The sequence below is a fragment of the Cellulomonas algicola genome, assembly GCF_019024305.1.
Lineage (GTDB): Bacteria > Actinomycetota > Actinomycetes > Actinomycetales > Cellulomonadaceae > Cellulomonas > Cellulomonas algicola.
This window is the reverse complement of sequence record NZ_JAHKSJ010000006.1, coordinates 18077-38168: the sequence shown is the minus strand read 5'-3', so window position 1 is coordinate 38168 and position 20092 is coordinate 18077. Positions and strand designations below refer to the sequence as shown.

The following is a 20092-nucleotide window of genomic DNA, read 5'->3' as shown; positions in this document are numbered from 1 at the left end:
GGATCAAGCCTCACGCCGATGGTCAGGACGCGCCATAGTAGAGCCTCGCGACGGCACCGGGGGGCCCGGTTCGGGATCCTCGGCGCGCGCCGCGGGGAGCACGACGCGCACCGTGGTGCCGCCTCCGTCCGTCTCCGCGAGGCCGACGGTGCCGCCGTGCGCGGTCACGATCGCGGCGACGATCGCCATGCCGAGCCCGGCGCCACCGGAGTCCCGGCCGCGGGACGCGTCGACGCGGTAGAACCGCTCGAACACCCGCGCGGCGTGCTCGGGGTCGATGCCGGGCCCGTGGTCGCGCACCTCGAGGACGGCCTGACCGTCGGGTGCGGTGCCGACGGCCAGCTCGACAGGCGTGCCCGGCGGGGTGTGCTGCACGACGTTCCCGACGAGGTTCGCGACGACCTGCTGCAGCCGCGGCTCCTCGCCGAGGACGAGGTGCGGTCCGGACGGCGCCCCGGCGACGAGCGGCACGAGCCGCGCGGTGCGCGAGGGGTCGAGAGCGTGCAGGTCGCTGACGGCGTCGGCGGCGAGCACGGTGAGGTCGACGGGCTCGCGCCGCAGGGGACGGTTCTCGTCGAGGCGTGCGAGGGCGAGGAGGTCGTCGACGAGCCCGCCCATCCGGGTCGCGGAGTCCTCGATGCGCCGCATGGTCTCGTCGACCTGCGCGGGCTCCCGCAGCGCGCCCATCCGGTACAGCTCCCCGTACCCGCGGATCGCGGCGAGCGGGGTGCGGAGCTCGTGCGACGCGTCGGCGACGAACCGGCGCATGCGCGCCTCGGACGCGGTGCGTGCGGCGAACGCCTGCTCGATCTGCGTGAGCATGCCGTTGAGCGCGGCGGACAGGCGCCCGACCTCGGTCTGCTCGGGCGCGGGCGGGACGCGGCGGGACAGGTCGCCCGCGGCGATCGCGGCGGCGGTCGACTCGATCTCGCGCAGCGGGCGCAGCGAGCGCCGGACGGCCCACGCGCCGGCCAGCGCGCCGAGCAGGACGATCCCCACGCCGCTGACGACCAGCACGAGCACCATCCGCTTCACGGTGCTCTGCACGTCGCCGAGGGGCAGCGCGACGACCACGGACCCGGTCGCGCCCTCGACGGTCAACGGGTACGCCACCGCCCGCCAGCGCGAGTCGTCCGTGGTCGACCGGACGGTGAACGGCTCGCCGCGACGTGCGGTCGCCTGTGCCGCGGTGAGGTCGGGCACGACGGGCACGCCGTAGCGCAGCCGCGCGGACCGCGACGGCGGGCTGACGTTCTCGAACCCGCCGACCTGCACGCGCACGTAGTAGTCGCTGGGCGCGAGGGTGCTGCCGAACGGCGTGAGGGAGTCGAGCTGCTGCTGCGCGAGGCTCAAGCCCTCCGACTCGAGCTTCTCGTCGACCTGCCCGACCATGGTCCCGCCGAGCAGCGTCGCGCTCACCACGCCCGCGAGCACGAGGCCGAGGCCCACGAGGACGGTGATGATGCCGACGAGCCGGTGGACGAGCGGCACGGCGTCCCACCGCGCGCGCAGCGACGTGGGCCGCGTCGGGCGTGCGGAGCCGGGCGTGTCGGGCTCGTCCTCGGACGGCACGGGAGGCGCGGAGGACGAGGCCGTCGGACCGGGGACCGCCGGGGGTGCCGGGTCGGTGACCGGAGGGCCGGGCGACGGGGACGACGGGGACGACGGCGGGACGGTCACGTCGACTCGCGCAGCAGGTAGCCGACGCCCCGCTTGGTGTGGATGAGCGGCGGCAGCCGGTTGCCGTCGGCGTCGGTGAGCTGGTCGACCTTGCGCCGCAGGTAGGAGATGTACGACTCGACGATGTTCGCGTCACCGCCCCAGTCGTACTGCCAGACGTGGTCGAGGATCTGCGACTTCGACAGGACCCGGCCGGGGTTGAGCATGAGGTAGCGCAGGAGCTTGAACTCGGTGGGGGAGAGCTCGACGGGGTGCCCGGCGCGCACGACCTCGTGGCTGTCCTCGTCGAGCTCGAGGTCGGAGTACCGCAGCACGCTCGACGACAGCTCGATGCCGGGCGACGTGCGGCGCAGGATCGCGCGGATCCGCGCGACGACCTCCTCGAGGCTGAACGGCTTCGTGACGTAGTCGTCACCGCCGACCGTGAGGCCCTGCACCTTGTCCGCGGTGTCGTCGCGCGCGGTGAGGAACAGCACGGGGACGTGCTGGCCCTTCTCGCGCAGCCGGCGCGTCACGGTGAAGCCGTCCATGTCGGGGAGCATGACGTCGAGGACGACGAGGTCGGGCTCGACGTCCCGGGCCAGCCGGAGCGCGGCACCGCCGTCGGCGGCGGCGTGCACCTCGAAGCCCGCGAACCGCAGCGACGTCGCGAGGAGCTCGCGGATGTTCGGCTCGTCGTCGACGACGAGCAGGCGGGCCTCGGGCTGGGCGGGCGCACCGGTCATCCTCCCAGTCTGGTCCTGGTTCCTGGATGCCGCCTGGGAGCGCGCTGCGTGCCACGCGCGCCGTGGGCAGCCGCCGTGGGCAGCCGCCGTGGAGCGGCTGCGGGCCGCGCTCGGCCACCACGACGCCCGGCGGCGGTGCGCGACGCGTGCCGCGCACCGCCGTCCGGGTGGTGCTGGGTACCGGAGTTCCCGGCCGGGGTCAGCGTCGCGCGCGCACCCGCGGTGCGGCGACCATCGCCGCGCCCGCGACGAGCAGCGCGGCGACGAGACCGAGCAGGCCGGCCGGGTCGGCGCCGGTGCTCGCGAGCCGGGTCCCCGACGACGTCCCGGCGGCCGCGACCGTCAGCTCGATCTGCGCCGTGCGCTGCGACGTCGTACCGGTCGCGACGACGTGGTGCAGGCCTGCGGCCGTGCCGGCGGGGACCGCCGTGACCAGCGTGGCGACCCCGGAGGCGTCCGCGACGGCCGTGCCGAGCAGCACCGGCTCGGAGTGCAGGTGGAACTGCACCGTCTCCCCGGGCAGGAAGCCGCGCGCCACGAGCGTGACGGACCCGCCCGGGGTCGTCGACGAGGTCGAGCCGGCGAGCGCCGGGACCGGTGCGGGCGTCGGCACGACGGGCGTGGGGGGCGGCGTCGGGGCGGACGGCTGGGGGTCGGGCGTGACGACCGGGACCGTGACGGTGAGCGCGTGGTAGGTCGAGTCGGCCTGCGCGTAGACGCCCTGGGTGCTCGAGCCCGAGTAGTGCGCGAGGACCGTGTACGAGCCGGCGGCGAGCGCGGGAGTCGTGACCTCGACGCTCCCGTCGACGAGCGTCGCGTTCACGTGCAGGAGGTAGTGCTCGTCGGCGTCGAGCACGATGAGCTGGACGTCGCCCTCGGGCGTGACGGCCTCGCTGTGCGGCCCGACGACCGTGACGGTCGCCGTGACCGGACCGGCGACGACGGTCGACGGCACGTCGACGGTCACGACGGGACGGGGCGCGACGTGCTCGGCGACGACGAGCGTCTGCGCGGCCGACGTGGCACCGCCGTGGACGCCGTCGCCCGAGTAGGTGGCGGTGACGCCCGTGAAGGTGCCCGCCGGGAGCGGCAGCGTGAGCTCCGCGACGCCCGAGACGACCGGGGCCGAGCCGAGCGAGCCGTCGTCCCACGTGAACGCGACCGTCCCGCCGGGGGCGGCCAGGCCGTCCGTGCCGGTGACGTCGGCGCGGAGCAGGACGGGGGCGGCGTCGGTCGCGGTGGTGGGCAGGGTCAGCGTGACGCCGGCCTCGGCCAGCACGTGCAGGGGCGTGCCGGCCGACGCGGAGGTCGCGCCCCCCGACGCTCCGAGGTAGCGCGCGGAGACGCTGCGGTGGCCGGGTGCCGGCGCCCCGAGGTCCGTGCGGGCCTCGCCGTGCGCGTCGACCGCGACGGGCGCGCCCACGTCGACGCCGTCGACGGAGAACTGGACGGAGCCGGTGGTGACCGCACCGCCGCTCGTGGCCACGGTGGCGACGGCCGGCAGCGTGGCGGGCAGTGTCACCGACGGGGCGACCGCGACCGCGGTGGTCGTCGCGACGACCGGTGCGGCGACCGAGATCGGGAAGCGGCCGGACGACACCCACGTCTCGCGACCGTCGCCGTCCTCGTACCCGCACCTCACGTCGACGTAGCCCGCGGGCGCGGGGGAGGAGAACCAGACCGAGCCGCTGTAGACCATCTGCGCGTCCGCGAGGACGCCGTGCGCGGTCTTGAGGATGCCGCTGCCCTCCGACGTCACCCAGGACGCGATCGTCCACGGCTGGTCCTCGACGAACGGGCAGACCACCGTCACCGGGATGGTCGTCTGCACCGCGCCCGTGGCGGGGACGTCGGCGACCGGGTAGCCGTCGGGCACGGCGCTCGCGGGCGCGGACAGGCCGACGGCGGCGGCCAGGACGAGCGCGGCGGTCGTCGCGACGGCGCGCAGCCGTCGGGGGAGGGAAGGACGCAGCACGGAGAGACCTCTCGGGTGCGGGGGACGAGGACGACGCCTCTTTCCCGACGCCGCTCGTCCCATCGGCGCACCGCGACCAGGCCTGAGGGGTGGAACCTGCGACGCGCGTCACGTGCTGACGTGGGCCGACGCCCCGGACGGTCCACAGGGCCCGGGTGAGGCGGGTCGCGCAGCGGGTACGGTGCTGCCTCGTGACTGCCACGTCCCCCCACGCCCCGGTGCTCACGGTCGTCCAGCTCGACGCCGGTGTGCCGCTCGACCGCTTCGCCGGCTGGCTCGACGGTGTCGAGGTGCGCCTCGTGCGCGCCGACCTCGGCGACCCCCTGCCCGCGGCCGACGCCCTGGACGGCCTGCTCGTCCTCGGCGGCCAGATGTCCGCACTCTCCGACGACGCGCCCGGCATCCCGGCCACCCGCGCGCTGCTCGCCGACGCCGTGCAGGCCGGTGTCCCGACACTCGGGATCTGCCTCGGCGCCCAGCTGCTCGCGGTCGCGACGGGCGGCCGCGTGCACGTCGCCGCCCCGCCCGGCCGCGAGTCGGGCGTCGTCGACGTGCGCTGGCGCCCCGAGGCCGTCGGCGACGCGCTCGTCGGTGCGCTCGTGGACGTCGACGTGCCCGAGGACCACCGCTCGACCCCGATGCCGAGCATGCACGCCGACGCGATCGTCGACCTGCCGCGCACCGCGACGTGGCTCGCGCACTCGCGCCAGTACCCCTACCAGGCGTTCCGCGTCGGGTCGGCGTGGGGCGTGCAGTTCCACCCCGAGGCGTCGCCCGCGACGCTGCACGCGTGGGCCGAGCTGCACGACGACGTGGACACCGCCGCGGTCGACGTCGCGACGGCCGAGCACGACGCGTCCGTCGCGCGGGCAGGGGAGACGATCGCCCGCACGTTCGCGGCGCTCGTCGTGGCGCGTGCCGGAGACCGCACGCCCGCATGACGCCCCCCGGCGACGGCCCGCACGAGGGCGTCGTACGACGAAGACCGCCCCGACGACGCGGACGACGACCGCACGACGACGGCCGGCCCCCATCCGGGGAGCCGGCCGTCGTCGTGCGTGCGGTGCCGCGAGCGGACCGCGGCGTCACTGCTCGGGCGCGGCCTCCAGCTGCGGCGTGACCGGCGTCGTGCCGAGCGCCTGCGGCGCGCTGCCCTGCTTGAGGGCCGCGAGACGCGCTTCGACCTCGATCTGCGCGCCCGACGCCTCGAGCTCCGCGAACTGCGCGTCGATCGACGACGCGGCCAGCTCGGCCTGGCCCATCGCCATGGCCTCCTCGCGGCGGACCTTCTCCTCGAACCGCGCGAGCTCGCTCGTCGGGTCGAGCACGTTGATCGACGAGATCGCGGTCTGGACGGTCTGCTGGGCCTGCGCCGACTTCTGCCGGGCGACGAGCGTGTCGCGCCGCGTCTTGAGCTGGCCGAGCTTGTCCTTCATGAGCGCCAGGCCGGACTTGAGCTTCTCGACGGTCTCGCGCTGCGACGCGATGAGCGGCTCCGCCTCGCGGACCTCGCCCTCCGCCTGGATCTGCTTGCCGAGCGCGACCTTGGCGAGGTTGTCGAAGCGGTCGGCCTTGACGGCGTCGCCCGCGGCACGCGCCTGGTCGGCGGCCGTCGACGCGGCGAGGGCCTTGCCGCCCCACTCGCGCGCCGCGGCGACGTCCTCGTTGTAGTCCTGCTCCGCGAGCCGCAGGTTGCCGATCGTCTGCGCGATGGCCTGCTCCGCCTCGGCGATGGAGTTGGTGTAGTCGCGGACCAGCTGGTCCAGCATCTTCTGCGGGTCCTCGGCCTGGTCGATCAGCGCGTTGATGTTCGCGCGCGCCAGCTGGGTGATCCGCCCGAAGATGCTCTGCTTCTCGGTCATCGCCGTGCCTTCCCTCGCTCCGTGGTCGTGCCGTGGTCCTGCGCTGCCTGTCGTGCTCGTCCTGCGCCGTCGTCCGCCCGCGGGCGTCGGCCCTCGGCCGGGTCGTGGCTCGTGGGGTCAGAAGCCGCCGCCGAAGCCGCCGTCCCCGAACCCGCCGCCGTCGAAGCCGCCCCCGCCGCCGCCTCCTCCGCCGCCACCCCAGCCGCCGCCGCCGCGCAGGATCGAGTCCAGCAGGATGCCGCCCAGCACCATCCCGCCGACGCCGTTGAGGCCGCCGCCGCCCGTGCCGCGCTGGCCCGTCGACTGGTAGCGGTAGGCGTCCGCCTGCTCGACGTCGGCCTGCGCGAGGTACTGCGCGTCCGCGACGAGCTGCTCGGCCTTGCGAGCCGACTCGAGCGCGGCCTCGGGCTCGGTCCCGGCCTGGTCCTCGGCCTGCCGGTACCACCGCTCCGCCTCGGCGAGCCGCGTCCGTGCCTCGGGCCCGACGGCACCGCGGCGGGTCGCGACGAAGTCGCTGGTCGCGCGCAGCGCCGAGCGCAGCCGGCCGAGGGTCTCGTCGAGCAGGCTGCGCGCGCGGTCGGCACGCTCACGGGCCTCGCGCAGCGGCGCCAGGGCCGCGTCGATCGCGGCCTCCGCCTCGGTGATGGTGCGCAACGCGGCGAGCGGGTCGCCCGCGCCCGTCCGGGCGGACTGCGCGGTGGCGATCGCGGCCTGCGCCGCCGCGACGCGCGGTGCGACCTCGGGGCGGCCGGGGCCGAGCCGCTGCGCGTCGGCGATGTCCGACGTGATCGACGCGACCGCCGCGTCGAGGCGCGGACCCGCCGACGCGAGGTCGGTGCCCGCGTGGTCGACCGCGTCGAGCAGCACGCGCGCCTGACCGAGCGCCTCCTCGGCGGCCCGCGCGTACCGGACGGCGGTCGCACGGTCGCCCTGCTCGAGGGCCGTGCGGCCCTGCGCGAGCGTCGCGCCGGTCTCGTCGAGCAGCAGGCGCGCCTGGTCGGGGTTGTGCACGACCGACGCGAGCGCCGTCGCCGGGTAGCGCGTCTGGAGCGTCTGCAGCGTCGCGCGGGCCGTGTCGACGCGCGCCTGCAGCGCCGCGGCTTCGCGCGCGTGGGCCTCGATCGCGTCGCCGGCCCGCGACTCGACGTCGCGCAGCTCGTCGAACGCCTGCTTCTGCGCGTCGAGCGCCGCGGAGACCTGCGCGACCGTCCGGATGATGCGGGTCGCCGTGTCGCGCACCTGCGGCTCGGTGTCGGGGATGTCGTCGTCGAGCGTCTGCCGCAGGCGGAAGGCCTCGGTGACCTGCTGCTTCGACGTCGCGAGGACCTGCTCGAACTCGCGCGTCGCGTCCGGCCCGAACTGCGCCTGCGCGAAGCCGAGCTCCTGCTCCGACGTGCGCAGCGCGTCGTCGATGCGCACGAGCGCCGACGACGACCGCTTGTCCAGCTCCGCCGTGGGGAGCGCCACGAGCTCGTCGACCGGTCCGACGGCCTGCTGCTGCGGAGGCGGTCCGGCCTGCCGGTCCCGCCGGCGTCGGAGGACGGCCGACAGCAGGAAGAACCCGCCGATGACGACGAGACCGAGCAGCAGCACCCCGCCGAAGCCGAACCCGCCTCCGCCGCCGGTACCGCCGGCGCCCGTCGCCGACGCCCGCAACGAGTCGGCGGTCGCGACCGCCGCACCCGCCCAGTCGTCCTGCGACAGGTGGTCCTCCGCGGCCGTCGCGGCCGCCTGCACCTCACCGCTCGACAGGTCGCCCGTCGACTCCGGCACGAGCGCGTACCGGCGCGCCTCCGTCGCCACCGCGAGCACGAAGTCGGACTCGCCCAGCCCCGACTGCGCGGCGGTCGCCTGCGCCCAGTCGACCGGGTTCTGCCCCCCGAAGTCCGCGACGTACACCACGTACAGGTCGTACGGCGTGGCGGCCGAGAGCTCGTCGAGCGAGGCCTGCACCACGCCCTGCGACCCGCCGAGCGCGCCCACCTCGTCCGTGATGTCCGCGGTGATCGACACCGGCTCGGCGGCGCGCAGCGGCACCGCAGCGGCCGGTGCGGCGGCGAGCGCGGGCACGGCCGCGAGGGCGAGCGCAGCGGCCGCGCACGCAGGACCGACGAGGGGCACGGGCGACGACGCGCGGGACCGGGGACGCACGCGACGATCCTTTCTCAGGGTGGTACCCGCCGCAACGAGACACCAGCCCCCCGGGTTCCCGCGGCCGCCGTCGACCGGCCGCGCCCTGTCGGCGCCGGTGAAGCGTCGCCCCAGGTCAGCGCGGCGCGGCACGTTGACCTGCGGGCACCGGCGGTGGGAGGGTCGTCGCACACAGCGGACTCACAGGGACGAACGCGTCCCGCCGGCCCGCGTCGACAGGAAGGTGGGGGCAGGTGCCGCGGACCAGACGCGTGAGCCACGTGGCCGCGGTCGCGGTCCTCACGCTCGTCGGCCTGGTCGCCCTCACCGCACCCGCGCACGCCGCCGGGCCCGCCGAGCGCGGCACGACCGGCGCGGTCGTCGCCCCCGACGTGCCGGTGCAGTCGCTCGTCGACCGCGCCCGCCTCGACGCCGGCGTCGCGCAGGTCGTCGGGGACGTCGCGGCCGCCGTCGAGCGCGCCCGGACCGACGTCGCCGCACGCCTCGTCTGGCAGCGGGACGCCGTCGCCGCCTGGTGGACCGGATCGGCACCCGGCTGGGTGCACGACGCCGCGCGCGTCGGACCCGCGCTCTGGGACCTCGCCGAGCACGTCCGCGAGCTCATGCGGTCGCAGGCGGTGCGGTGGCTGTCGTGGGCGACGGGCGACGGGGCCGTCGCGCGGGGCTGAGGTCGGGCCGGTTCCCTGCCGACAGGTCGGGTCCAGGTCCCTGTGCTCGTGGTCGGACCTGGACTGCGCTCCGACCGCCTGCGCGACGTCCAGATCTCTGTGCTTGTGGTCGGATCTGGACTCCGCTCCGTAGCTCGCGAGTGCGGCCTCCGGCCGCCCGCACGCTCTACTGCGCGACGTCCAGATCTCTGTGCTTGTGGTCGGATCTGGACTCCGCTCCGTAGATCGCGAGTGCGGCCTCCGGCCGACCTCACGATCTACTGCGCGACGTCCAGATCCTCCGCGCTTGTGGTCGGATCCGGACTCCGCTCCGTAGGTCGCGAGTACGGACTTGCGGCCGCCCTCCCCCCCTACTGCGCGACGTCCAGATCCTCCGCGCTTGTGGTCGGATCCGGACTCCGCTCCGTAGGTCGCGAGTACGGACTTGCGGCCGCCCTCACCACCTACTGCGCGACGTCCAGATCCTCCGCGTCGACGATCGAGTAGGCGTAGCCCTGCTCCGCCAGGAAGCGCTGGCGGTGGGCCGCGAACTCCTGGTCGACCGTGTCGCGTGCGACGACCGTGTAGAAGTGCGCCGTCTTGCCGTCGGACTTGGGGCGCATGATCCGGCCGAGGCGCTGCGCCTCCTCCTGCCGGGACCCGAACGACCCCGACACCTGGATCGCGACGGACGCCTCGGGCAGGTCGATCGAGAAGTTCGCGACCTTGCTGACGACGAGCTTGTGGATCTCCCCGGCACGGAACGCGTCGAACAGACGCTGCCGCTCGCGCACGGTGGTCTCACCCGTGATGAGGTCGGCGTCGATGTGCTCGGCGAGCTCGTGCAGCTGGTCGAGGTACTGGCCGATGACGAGCACCTGGTCGCCCTCGTGCTGCGCGACGAGCCGCTCGACGACGCGGTTCTTCCCGGCGGCGGTCGCGGCGAGGCGGTACTTGTCCTCGGGCTCGGCGGTCGCGTAGAGCATGCGCTCGTGGTCGGGCAGCGTGAGGCGGACCTCGATGCAGTCGGCGGGCGCGATGTAGCCCTGCGCCTCGATGTCCTTCCAGGGCGCGTCGAACCGCTTGGGGCCGATGAGGCTGAACACCTCGTCCTCGCGGCCGTCCTCGCGGACGAGCGTCGCGGTGAGCCCGAGGCGGCGGCGGGCCTGCAGGTCGGCCGTCATGCGGAAGATCGGCGCGGGCAGCAGGTGCACCTCGTCGTAGACGACGAGGCCCCAGTCGCGCGCGTCGAGCAGCTCGAGGTGCGTGTACACACCCTTCCGCTTGGTCGTGAGCACCTGGTAGGTCGCGATGGTGACCGGGCGGATCTCCTTGCGGGCGCCCGAGTACTCGCCGATCTCGTCCTCGGTGAGCGTCGTGCGCTTGACGAGCTCGTCGCGCCACTGCCGCGCGGACACGGTGTTGGTCACGAGGATCAGCGTCGTCGTCGACGACTTCGCCATCGCCCCCGCGCCGACGAGCGTCTTGCCCGCGCCGCAGGGGAGGACGACGACGCCGGACCCGCCGTGCCAGAACGACTCGACCGCGTGCTCCTGGTAGGGGCGCAGGTGCCAGCCGTCCTGCGCGAGGTCGATCTGGTGCGCCTCGCCGTCGACGTAGCCCGCGAGGTCCTCTGCGGGCCAGCCGAGCTTGAGCAGCACCTGCTTGAGGTGCCCGCGCTCCGACGGGTGCACGACGACGTCCGTGTCGTCGAGGCGCGCCCCCAGCAGCCCGGCGGTGCGCTTGGACCGCAGCACCTCGGCGAGCACCGCGGCGTCGAGCGCGTGCAGGACGAGGCCGTGCACGGGGTGCTGGACGAGCTGCAGCCGCCCGTACCGCGACATGGTCTCCGCGACGTCGACGAGCAGCGCGTGCGGCACGGGGTACCGCGAGTACTCCAGGAGCACGTCGACGACCTGCTCGGCGTCGTGCCCGGCGGCGCGCGCGTTCCACAGACCCAGCGGCGTCAGCCGGTACGTGTGCACGTGCTCCGGGGCGCGCTCGAGCTCGGCGAAGGGGGCGATGGCCCGCCGGCAGGCGTCGGCCTGGTCGTGGTCGACCTCGAGCAGGAGCGTCTTGTCGCTCTGCACGATCAGCGGGCCGTTCGTCACGTGGTCTCCTTCGCCTCGTCGGCGGCAGTGGTGTCGCCCGGGGTGCCGGGGTCGTCGTCGGCGCGCTGCACGGACGCGATGCGGTGCACCGCGACGGTCAGCTCCGCCTCGCGCGCCGGGTCGACGGCCCGCAGCCGCCCACCCTCGACGTGCACCGGTCGCAGCAGCCGCCGCTCCGGGACGCCCTGCGGCCCGACGAGCTCGACCCAGACGGTCGAGCGCTCCGCGGCCGCCTCGCGCAGCAGCACCAACGCCGCGGCAGGGTCGGCTGTTCCCTCGACCCCGACGGCGGCACCGCCCGTCCCGCGCACGACGCCCGGCACCTCGCTCGCGACGGCCTCACCCGCGCCCGCGACGGTGGCGGCGCTGCGGGCCGCACCGCGCGCGTCCCCGGCGTCGTCGCGCACCGTGCCACGTGCGCGCACGGCGGCCGCGCGACCGGCGTAGGACGCCCGCGCCTCGTCCGCGCGAGCCCCCGCGTCGCCGACGCCGGCCGTCGCGCCCGTCGTGCTGCCGCGGTCCCCGTCGCCGCGGTCGGGCGACGACGCACCGGCCTGCGTCGCGCCGCGGCCCGGGTGCACGACGTCCCGCGCCCGCGTGACACGGTCGGTCACGAGCTCGGCGTCGGCCCGGCGCAGCTCGGGGACGAGCGCCGCGAGTCGCTCGTCGGGCAGCGGCTCGCGGAACGCCGTCGGCCCGGTCGGCGCGACGGCGGCGCTCGCGCGGCGGCGGGCCGCGGCCGCACCACGACGTCCCACGCGCCGCACGAGGGGCGCGAGGTGCAGCACCTCGCCGTCGGGTCCCTCGGTCACGGGTGCGAGCCCGCGCTCGCGGAGCGTCTCGACGAGCTCACGCGTGCTCGCCTGCGCGGCCAGGACGGTCGGGGCGAGCGCGACCAGGCCGAGGTCGGCGAGGCGCGGGTCGTCGACCAGCCCGGCCAGGAGCGTCGGGTCGTCGGCGCGCACGTAGCTCGACGCGGTCCCGGCGCGCAGCCGGCCGTGCCGTCGGGCGGCGTCGCGGACCAGGTACTCCAGCGGCTGGGGGACGACGCCGCGCGCGTGCGCCGCGAGGTCCGCGAGCACCTGGTCGGCCGTCGCGCCCGCATCGAGGGCCGCGCGCACGGTCGTCGGCGTGAACCGCACGGTGAGCGCGCCGCCGCGCGACTCGACGTGCGACGTCGCGTCGAGCAGCGCCTGGAGCGCGGCGCTCGGGCGGCCCGGGACGATGCCCGTGAGGTCACCCTGGAGCAGCACCTCGTCGACCGCCGGCGGCAGCGCGGCGGCGAACACGTCGGCGGGTGCCGGGTCGTCGGGCGCGGAGCCCAGCAGGGCTCGACCCGCCGGCGACAGCGCCCCCGCACCGAGGACGCCGAGGCGCCCGGCCTCGGCGAGCACCGCGGTCACCGCCTGCTCGGGGGGCACCGACCGGGGTGCGCGCCAGCGCAGGACGTCGAGCACCTGGTGCGCGGTGAGGGCCACGCCGTGCGCGTCGGCCAGGACACCGAGCACCGAGCGCCGCAGCCGCGGCGCCCACGTGCGGTGCAGCTCGGGGTCGAGGGCCGCGCGCACGGCGCCGCGCTCGTCCCGGGTGCCGACGAGCCACGGGGTCCGCGGCGTGGACAGCCACGTGCGTGCGAGCACGGCCCACCGCGCGGGCACCTCGAGCGCGGCCCAGTCGTCGAGGTCGAGCGTGGGCACGAACGTCGGCGACTCCTCGCCGTCGTCCGCGACGAGCCCCGCAGCACCCGCGAGCTCGACGACGAACGCGGCCTCGACCTCGTCGACCTCGAGCGTCGTGGCGACGCGCCGGAGCTCGCGCACGCCCAGCCCACCGGACCGCAGCACGGGTGCGGGTGCCTGCTCCCACAGGTGCGCGAGGCGCCCGACGAGCCGGACGACGTGCTCGCCCGCCGCCGCCGACTCGGCGGCGACCAGCGCGTCCGAGCGGTGCGGGGCGTCCGTCGGCACGGTGGGCGCGAGCGCGGGTGCGCGGTGCGTCCGGCCGCCGCGCAGCGCGAGCGCGACACGCCGCGGGAGGACGACGTGACGGCTGTCGCCGTGCACGAGGAGCCCGCGCCGCAGGAGCCACTGCACAGCGCCCGCGGTCGCGGTCGCGTTGGTCGGGGCGAGGCCCACCGGCGGACCCCACAGGAGCGCGTCGACGACCTGCCGCGCGCCGGCGGGCGCCTCCTGGAGCAGCGCGCGCACCTCGGCCGGGTCGTCGGGGCCGGTGCCGCGACCGTCCGCGGGCTGCTCACCACGGTGGTGCTCGACGGAGGCGAGGCCCGCGGGGTACGGGCCGAGGAGCTCCGCGAGCCCGGGTGCCGCGTGCAGGGGCACGTCGGCACGAGCGGCCGACCGGGCACGGGCCGGGCGCGCGCCCGGATCCGGGACGTCGGGGTGGACCAGTGCGCGGGCCTGCGCGTCGGCGAGCGCGGCGTCGACGAGCCGCCCGCCCGCGGGGTCGTCTCCCGCGACCGCGGCGCGCACGGCGGCGGCCGTCACGGGACGTTCGGCACCGAGCGCGACGACGGCCTCGACGACCTGCAGGACGCCCGCGTCGACGGCGGCGAGCGCGCGCTCGAGGCTCGCACGGCTGGTCGCGCGTGCGGCCAGCGACGACAGCGTGGAGGGAGAAGGCGACGCCAGGTCTGGGCGCAGCCGCAGCAGCGTGACGAGGTCGTCGTCCCCGCACGCGCGCAGGTACCCGGTGAACGTGGCCATCCGTCCCACGATACTTTCCCGCCCTCACGGCAGGGGGTGGCCGAGGTCGCGCTCCACCGCACGGCGGAGCGGGGGAGGGGCGCCGGGGGCTCGCACGACCGCGCGGTGGGCCGTGCGACGCAGCACGGACGCCCCGCGCACGGACCGGGGCGCGGGCACGACGCCGGGCCTGCGGCTAGCGTGCGAGACGTCCACCCACCCAGTCCGGAGGTCAGCCGTGACCGGAACCCTCGACCCGACCACCGGCCAGGTCGCCGACGACGTGCTCGCCTCGCTGCTCGCCGACGCCCGCGCGCAGCGCGACGTCGTCGTCGCGCTCCGGCACGCCCTGCACCGCTCGCCCGAGATCGGCCTGGCGCTGCCGGCGACGCAGCGGCTCGTGCTCGACGCGCTCGACGGACTCGGGCTGGAGGTCACGACGGGGAGCGGCCTGACGTCGGTCGTCGGGGTGCTGCGCGGCGCGCACCCCGGGCCCGCGGTCCTGCTGCGCGGCGACATGGACGCGCTGCCCGTCGCGGAGGAGTCGGGTGAGCCGTCCGCGTCCGAGAACCCGGGCGTCATGCACGCGTGCGGGCACGACCTGCACACCGCGGGCCTGGTCGGCGCGGCCCGGCTGCTCGCGGCCCGCCGCGACCGGCTCGCGGGCTCGGTCGTGCTGATGTTCCAGCCGGGCGAGGAGGGCGACCACGGCGCGCGCCTCATGATCGAGGAGGGCGTGCTCGACGCGGCCGGGGACCGGGTCGTCGCCGCGTACGCGCTGCACGTCATGTCCTCGCTGCTGCCGACAGGGGTCGTGATGTCGCGGCCGGGCACGATCCTCGCCGCCGCCGACACGGTGCACGTCACGGTCCACGGACGCGGCGGGCACGGCTCGATGCCGCACCTCGCGGCCGACCCCGTCCCGGTCGCGGCCGAGATCGTCCTCGCGCTGCAGGCGATGGTCACGCGGCAGTTCGACGTGTTCGACCCGGTCGTCGTCACGGTCGGCCACATCCTCGGCGGCACGACGGACAACGTCATCGCCCCGACCGCCAGGCTCGAGGCCACCGTCCGCACCTTCTCGGAGGCCGCGCACGCGGTCGTCCCGGAGCGCCTGACGCGCGTGTGCGAGGGCGTCGCCGCGGCGCACGGGCTGACCGCCACGGTCGACTACGAGCGTGGCTACCCGGTCACGGTCAACACGCCCGACGAGGTGCAGCGGGCCGCGCGCGTCGTCCCCGCGCTGCTCGGCGCGGACGCGTGGCACGAGGCGGCGCAGCCGCTCCCGGGCGCCGAGGACTTCTCCTACGTGCTCGAGCAGGTGCCGGGCGTGTTCGTCGCGGTCGGCGCGACGCCCGTCGGCGAGGACCCGCGCACCGCCGCGTACAACCACTCCGCGCACGCGCGGTTCGCCGACGACGCGCTCGTCACGGGCCCCGCCGTGCTCGCGGCGCTCGCGCTCGACCGGCTCGCGCAGGGCTGACCCACGCCCGACGTCACGGGCGGGCGGGTGGTCGACGGGACCGGTACGCGCACCGCGGCGGCACGGGCCGGTAACCTGGAGGGTCAGGACGTCGAGGGGACGTCGTCACGCAGAAGGACAAGGGGTTGCCGTGCCCACCGGCAAGGTCAAGTGGTTCGACACCGAGCGCGGGTTCGGGTTCATCGCCGACGACGACGGCGGCGAGGTGTTCCTGCACGCGTCCGCGCTCCCCGCGGGCGTCACGCCCAAGCCCGGCACCAAGGTCGACTTCGGCGTCGCCGACGGCCGTCGCGGGCCGCAGGCGCTGTCCGTGAAGATCCACGACCCGCTGCCGTCCGTCGCGAAGGCCGCGCGCAAGCCGGCGGACGACATGGCCGTCATCATCGAGGACCTCATCAAGGTGCTCGACCGCGTCGGCAACGACCTGCGCCGCGGCCGCTACCCCGAGAAGGCCCGCGCCACGCAGTACGCCACGCTGCTGCGCCGCGTCGCCGACGACCTCGAGGCCTGAGGATGGCCGTCGCCACGAAGGACGCCGTCCTCGGCAACGCCGTCGACCTGGCCCGCGAGGTCGCGATCGGCATCGCCGAGGACCCGGCGGACGTCGGCGAGCACCTCGGCCACGTCGTCGAGGGCGAGCGGCTCGTCTCGCACCGCTTCGCGTGCCTGGCCCGCGGCTACCGCGGGTGGGAGTGGACCGTCACCGTCGCGCGCGTGCCGCGCGGCCGCACGCCCACGGTCTGCGAGGCCGAGCTGCTGCCCGGCGACGACGCGATCCTCGCCGCCACGTGGGTGCCCTGGTCCGAGCGGCTGCGCCCCGGCGACATCGGCCCGGGCGACGTGCTGCCGTTCCGGGCCGACGACCCGCGCCTCGAGCCCGGCTGGACGCCCACCGGCGACGACGAGCTCGACTCCGTCGCGATCGACGAGCTCGCCCTCGCGCGGGCCCGCGTGCTGTCCCCGCAGGGGCGCGACGAGGCCGCCGAGCGCTGGTACCGCGGCTCGCACGGACCGACGACCGCCGGCGCGCTCGCGGCGTCCGCGGCCTGCGCGTCGTGCGGGGTCCTCGTGACCCTGCAGGGGTCGCTCGGCACCGTGTTCGGCGTCTGCGCCAACGAGTGGTCGCCCGACGACGGCAAGGTCGTGAGCCTCGACCACGGGTGCGGTGCGCACTCCGAGACGGAGGCCGAGGCGCCGCCGAGCGACTGGCCCGCGCCCGACCCGCTGATCGACGAGATGCGCGTCGAGGTCGTGCCGCACGCCGCGCCGGTCCCTGCCGCGGACGAGGTCGTGGTGGTCGAGGCCGCAGCGGGTGAGGCCGTCGTCGTGGAGGCGGGAGCGGACGAGACCGTCGTCGTCGTGCCTGCCGCCGGCGATGCCCCCGCCGACGAGGCAGGCGCGGACGAGGTCGTCGCCGACGCGGCTGCTGCGGACGAGTCCGTCGTCGTCGAGCCCGCGGTGGCGGCCGAGCTCGTGGAGGAGGCCCTCCTCGAGGAGCCCGTCGCCCAGGACGACGCCCCCGCCGACGTGCCGGCGGCCGAGACCGGGACCGACCCGGAGCAGTGATGCTCGACGCCCTCGGCACCGCGGCCCTGCGCGCCGCCGTGCTGGGGGCGTGGCGCGCGTCCCCGGCACGCCTGCGGGAGGACGCGAACACCGAGGAGGACCACGCCCGCGGCTACTACCGCGACCGCGTCGTGGTCGAGCTCGCGCAGAACGCCGCCGACGCGGCCACCCGGGCGGGCGTCGAGGGGCGGCTGCTGCTCCGCCTGGCGCGCGCGGACGACGGCACGCTCGTGCTGGTCGCCGCGAACACGGGTGCGCCGCTCGACGAGGCAGGCGTCGCGTCGCTCGCGTCGATGCGGGCGTCGTCGAAGCGGCCGGACGGGGGCACGGCGCCCGAGCGTCGGGTCGTCGGACGGTTCGGGGTGGGCTTCGCCGCGGTGCGCGCGGTGTCCGACGAGGTCTCGGTCGTGTCGACGACGGGCGGCGTGCGGTTCAGCCTGCGCGACACGGCGGAGCTGCTCGCGGACGCCGCGGCGCAGGTGCCGGCGCTCGCGGACGAGGTGCGGCGCCGGGACGGCTCGCTGCCCGCGCTGCGGCTGCCGTTCCCCGCCGACGGCCCGCCGCCCGCGGGCTACGACACGGCGGTCGTGCTGCAGCTGCGCGACGAGGTCGCGGCCGACGAGGTGCGGGGGCTGCTGCGCGCGGTCGACGACGCGCTGCTGCTCGCGCTGCCGGCGCTCGTCGAGGTCGTCGTCGAGGACCTGACGTCCGACGAGCCGCCGCGGCGCGTGGCGGACGTGGGACGCCGCTGGCTCGTGGCGTCGGCGGAGGGCGAGCTGCCGCTCGCGCTGCTCGCGGACCGGCCGGTCGAGGAGCGGGCCGCGCGGGACTGGCGCGTGACGTGGGCGCTGCCGCGGTCGGGCGCGCACGCGGGGGTGCGCGTCGTGCACGCGCCGACGCCGACCGACGAGCCGTCGACGCTGCCGGCGCTGCTGGTCGCGACGCTGCCGCTCGACCCGACGCGTCGGCGTGTCGCGGCCGGGCCGCTCACGGAAGCCCTGCTGGACCGTGCGGCGCAGGTGTACGCGACGCTCGCGCAGCGGGTCGCGGCGGACGGCGGGGACGCGCTCGCGCTGGTCCCGACGGGTCTCGCGGACGGCGCGCTCGACGGTGCCCTGCGGGCGCGCGTCGTCGAGCGGCTGGCGCGCACGCCCCTGCTGCGGCGTGCGGGCACCACCGGCCGCCCGGACGCGGACGGAGGGCGCGCGGATCACCCCGACGCCGACCGCGACGCGGGGCGGCGCCCGGATCGCGCCGACCTCGACGCGGGGCGGCGCACGTCGGCCGTGGTGGACGGCCCGGACGGCGGAGCCGGTCTCGTCGCGCCGCGCGACGCGGTCGCGGTGCAGGGGGAGGCCGGGCGGGGGGACGCGGTCGCGGCACTGGGCGCGCGCGTGGCGGGCCTCGCCGAGCTGCCGCCGGGTCGCGAGGCGCAGGCGCGGACGCTGGGCGTCGAGGTCCGGTCGCTCGCGGACGTCGTCGAGGACCTGCCGGCGGTGGCGGACGCGTCGTGGCCGGACCTGTACGCGGCGCTCGAGGGGCTCGCGGACGACTCGCGCGCGCGGGAGTCGCTCGGCGCGCTGCCGGTCCCGCTCGCGGACGGCCGGGTCGTGCGGGGCGCGCGCGGCACGCTCATGCTGGACGGCGACCTCGCGGACCGGCTCGGCGCGGACGCGCTCGACGTGCTGGGCCGCTGGGGGCTGCGGATCGTCCACCCGGCGGCGGAGCACCCGCTGCTGCAGCGGCTCGGGGCGTTCGACGCGGACGCGGAGGCGCTGCTGACGCAGCCGGCGGTCAGGGCGGCGGTGCTGGCGGCTGCGGACGACGACGACCTCGACGCGGCCGTGGAGGTGACCGACGCGGTGCTGGCGGTCGTCGCGGCGACGCTGCCGGGCGGGCCGCCGCCGGAGGCACGCCCGTGGCTCGGGCTGCTCACGCTCACGGCGGCCGACGGTGAGCCGACCCCGGCCGACGGTCTCGTGCTGCCCGGCGGTCCTGCGGCGGCGCTGCTCGACGACCGCGTGCTCGCGCCCGTGTCGGTCGGGGACGTCGACCGGTGGGGTGCGGACGTGCTCGAGGCAGCGGGTGTCCGGGCGGACCTCGTCGTCGTGCGCGTGGACCACGTCGTCGCGGACGCCGCGTCGCTCGGCGACGACACGTCCGACCCGTGGGTGCTCGCCGCGCAGTCGCTGGACGGCTGGGAGGAGTACCTCGACCACCTCGCGGACCGCCTGGGCCCGGGCGCCTACGTCGGCGAGGCGGTGGCGGTCGCGGACCTGGACGCGGTCGCGGACGGCGCGTGGCCGGCGGTGCTCGCGCGGGTCGGCGGGGAGCCGGCGCTGCGTCGCGCGCTCGTCGAGCGGGTGCGCGGGGAGGACGGCGCGACGGCCCCGTCGTACACGGCGTGGTGGCTGCGGACGCACGCGGACCTCGCACCGGCGGGTCCGTTCGCCGCGAGCGGCCCGGGTGGGGAGGCCGGCGCGGACGCGGTCGTCGCCGCGCTCCTGCCGCCCGCGCCCGACCTGCTCGCGGCGTGCGACGTGGGCGTGCAGCGCGCGCTCGGGGGTGTGGCCACGCTCGCGGAGGTGGACGAGCCGGCGTGGACGGCGCTGCTCGACGCGGGGACTGTCGGGTCCCCGGTCGACCTGCGCGTCGCCGCGGCCGTGTGGCGCGCCGCCCGGCCGGACGTGCCGCCGCAGCGGGTGCCGGCGCTGGTCGGCGTGGGGCGCGTGGCGGTCGTGCGGGCCGACGACGCGGCGGTCGCGGACCGGCCGATGTGGTGGCAGCGCACCGACGTGGCGGCGGTCGTGCCGGGGTCGGCCCGCACCGCCGAGCTGCTGGACCTGCCGCTGGTCGACGAGCTCGCGGCGGGCGAGGTCGGGAGCGGCGGCGAGGTCGTCGACGTCCCGGCCGAGGCGCGAGCGCTGCTCCCGGACGCGCCGGCCACGTGGGTCGAGCACGACGACCTCACGGTCGACGGCGCGCCGGTCGACTGGTGGGTCGAGGGCGCGGGCCGGGACGCCGTGGTGCACGCCGTGCACGTGTCCGGGCTCGCCGCAGGGCTCGCGCAGGCGGCCGGGCGGTGGGCGGCGAGGTTCGCGGTCGAGACGGTGCTCGTCGACCCGACGCGCGCGGCTGAGGTCGCGCTCGACGCCGCCTGGGGGCCCGAGGGCTGATCTCCGCCCGCGGG

Annotated in this window: 13 protein-coding genes; 6 read left to right on the top strand and 7 right to left on the bottom strand. The window is 76.8% G+C overall.

The genetic code is table 11. The features are described from left to right. Positions 1 to 3: 3 nt before the first annotated feature. The 3 genes from KOV94_RS04340 to KOV94_RS04330 all read right to left on the bottom strand — a co-directional run bounded on the left by KOV94_RS04340 (position 4) and on the right by KOV94_RS04330 (position 4380). Positions 4 to 1572: a sensor histidine kinase gene (locus KOV94_RS04340; RefSeq protein ID WP_124341365.1), complete on the bottom strand. Its 1569-nt coding sequence runs from the start codon at positions 1570 to 1572 to the stop codon at positions 4 to 6. A 104-nt stretch (positions 1573 to 1676) separates the two neighbouring features. Beyond that, a complete protein-coding gene (locus tag KOV94_RS04335) occupies positions 1677 to 2405 on the bottom strand; it encodes a response regulator transcription factor (RefSeq protein WP_124341366.1) in 729 nt (242 codons plus the stop codon). Between the two features lie 199 nt (positions 2406 to 2604). Then, positions 2605 to 4380, bottom strand: coding sequence for an Ig-like domain-containing protein (locus KOV94_RS04330; protein ID WP_218051314.1), 1776 nt, complete (start codon positions 4378 to 4380; stop codon positions 2605 to 2607). 191 nt (positions 4381 to 4571) lie between these two features. On the opposite strand from KOV94_RS04330, the gene KOV94_RS04325 reads away from it, so the two are divergent. After that, on the top strand, positions 4572 to 5321 hold the full coding sequence (locus tag KOV94_RS04325; RefSeq protein WP_124343975.1) for a type 1 glutamine amidotransferase: 750 nt from the start codon (positions 4572 to 4574) through the stop codon (positions 5319 to 5321). 144 nt (positions 5322 to 5465) lie between these two features. Here KOV94_RS04325 and KOV94_RS04320 read toward each other — a convergent pair whose 3' ends face one another. Together KOV94_RS04320 and KOV94_RS04315 are read right to left on the bottom strand one after the other, a co-directional pair. Then, positions 5466 to 6242, bottom strand: coding sequence for a PspA/IM30 family protein (locus KOV94_RS04320; RefSeq protein WP_124343974.1), 777 nt, complete (start codon positions 6240 to 6242; stop codon positions 5466 to 5468). A 117-nt stretch (positions 6243 to 6359) separates the two neighbouring features. Further along, on the bottom strand, positions 6360 to 8393 hold the full coding sequence (locus KOV94_RS04315) for a TPM domain-containing protein (RefSeq protein ID WP_218051313.1): 2034 nt from the start codon (positions 8391 to 8393) through the stop codon (positions 6360 to 6362). Between the two features lie 251 nt (positions 8394 to 8644). Between KOV94_RS04315 and KOV94_RS04310 the strand changes: the two genes are divergently transcribed. Beyond that, positions 8645 to 9061 carry a hypothetical protein gene (locus KOV94_RS04310; RefSeq protein ID WP_124344569.1) on the top strand — a complete coding sequence of 139 codons (417 nt, stop codon included), beginning with the start codon at positions 8645 to 8647 and terminating at the stop codon, positions 9059 to 9061. A gap of 443 nt (positions 9062 to 9504) precedes the next feature. Here the strand turns inward: KOV94_RS04310 and KOV94_RS04305 are convergent, their stop codons facing one another. Together KOV94_RS04305 and KOV94_RS04300 are read right to left on the bottom strand one after the other, a co-directional pair. Then, complete coding sequence (locus KOV94_RS04305) at positions 9505 to 11151, bottom strand: DNA repair helicase XPB (protein ID WP_124344570.1); 1647 nt, start codon at positions 11149 to 11151, stop codon at positions 9505 to 9507. After that, positions 11148 to 13874, bottom strand: coding sequence for a helicase-associated domain-containing protein (locus KOV94_RS04300; RefSeq protein ID WP_218051312.1), 2727 nt, complete (start codon positions 13872 to 13874; stop codon positions 11148 to 11150). Before KOV94_RS04300 ends, KOV94_RS04305 begins: the two co-directional genes overlap by 4 nt. 217 nt (positions 13875 to 14091) lie before the next feature. On the opposite strand from KOV94_RS04300, the gene KOV94_RS04295 reads away from it, so the two are divergent. The 4 genes from KOV94_RS04295 to KOV94_RS04280 all read left to right on the top strand — a co-directional run bounded on the left by KOV94_RS04295 (position 14092) and on the right by KOV94_RS04280 (position 20078). Continuing rightward, positions 14092 to 15336: a M20 metallopeptidase family protein gene (locus tag KOV94_RS04295; RefSeq protein ID WP_308160359.1), complete on the top strand. Its 1245-nt coding sequence runs from the start codon at positions 14092 to 14094 to the stop codon at positions 15334 to 15336. Between the two features lie 130 nt (positions 15337 to 15466). Further along, positions 15467 to 15847, top strand: a complete 381-nt coding sequence (locus KOV94_RS04290; protein ID WP_218051311.1) for a cold-shock protein — start codon at positions 15467 to 15469, stop codon at positions 15845 to 15847. A 2-nt stretch (positions 15848 to 15849) separates the two neighbouring features. After that, the gene (locus KOV94_RS04285) at positions 15850 to 16902 is read left to right on the top strand and encodes a DUF3027 domain-containing protein (protein WP_218051310.1); all 1053 of its coding nucleotides are present in this window, start codon (positions 15850 to 15852) and stop codon (positions 16900 to 16902) included. Further along, positions 16902 to 20078, top strand: coding sequence for a sacsin N-terminal ATP-binding-like domain-containing protein (locus KOV94_RS04280; protein ID WP_225916101.1), 3177 nt, complete (start codon positions 16902 to 16904; stop codon positions 20076 to 20078). The genes KOV94_RS04285 and KOV94_RS04280 overlap by 1 nt, the downstream gene beginning before the upstream one ends. Positions 20079 to 20092 lie beyond the last annotated feature (14 nt).

What these genes read in the sequence shown, in the direction of transcription:
- KOV94_RS04335 (WP_124341366.1), bottom strand. Translation starts at nt 2,405, where the DNA reads ATGACCGGTGCGCCCGCCCAGCCCGAGGCCCGCCTGCTCGTCGTCGAC.
- KOV94_RS04320 (WP_124343974.1), bottom strand. Translation starts at nt 6,242, where the DNA reads ATGACCGAGAAGCAGAGCATCTTCGGGCGGATCACCCAGCTGGCGCGC.
- KOV94_RS04300 (WP_218051312.1), bottom strand. Translation starts at nt 13,874, where the DNA reads ATGGCCACGTTCACCGGGTACCTGCGCGCGTGCGGGGACGACGACCTC.
- KOV94_RS04285 (WP_218051310.1), top strand. Translation starts at nt 15,850, where the DNA reads ATGGCCGTCGCCACGAAGGACGCCGTCCTCGGCAACGCCGTCGACCTG.
- KOV94_RS04280 (WP_225916101.1), top strand. Translation starts at nt 16,902, where the DNA reads ATGCTCGACGCCCTCGGCACCGCGGCCCTGCGCGCCGCCGTGCTGGGG.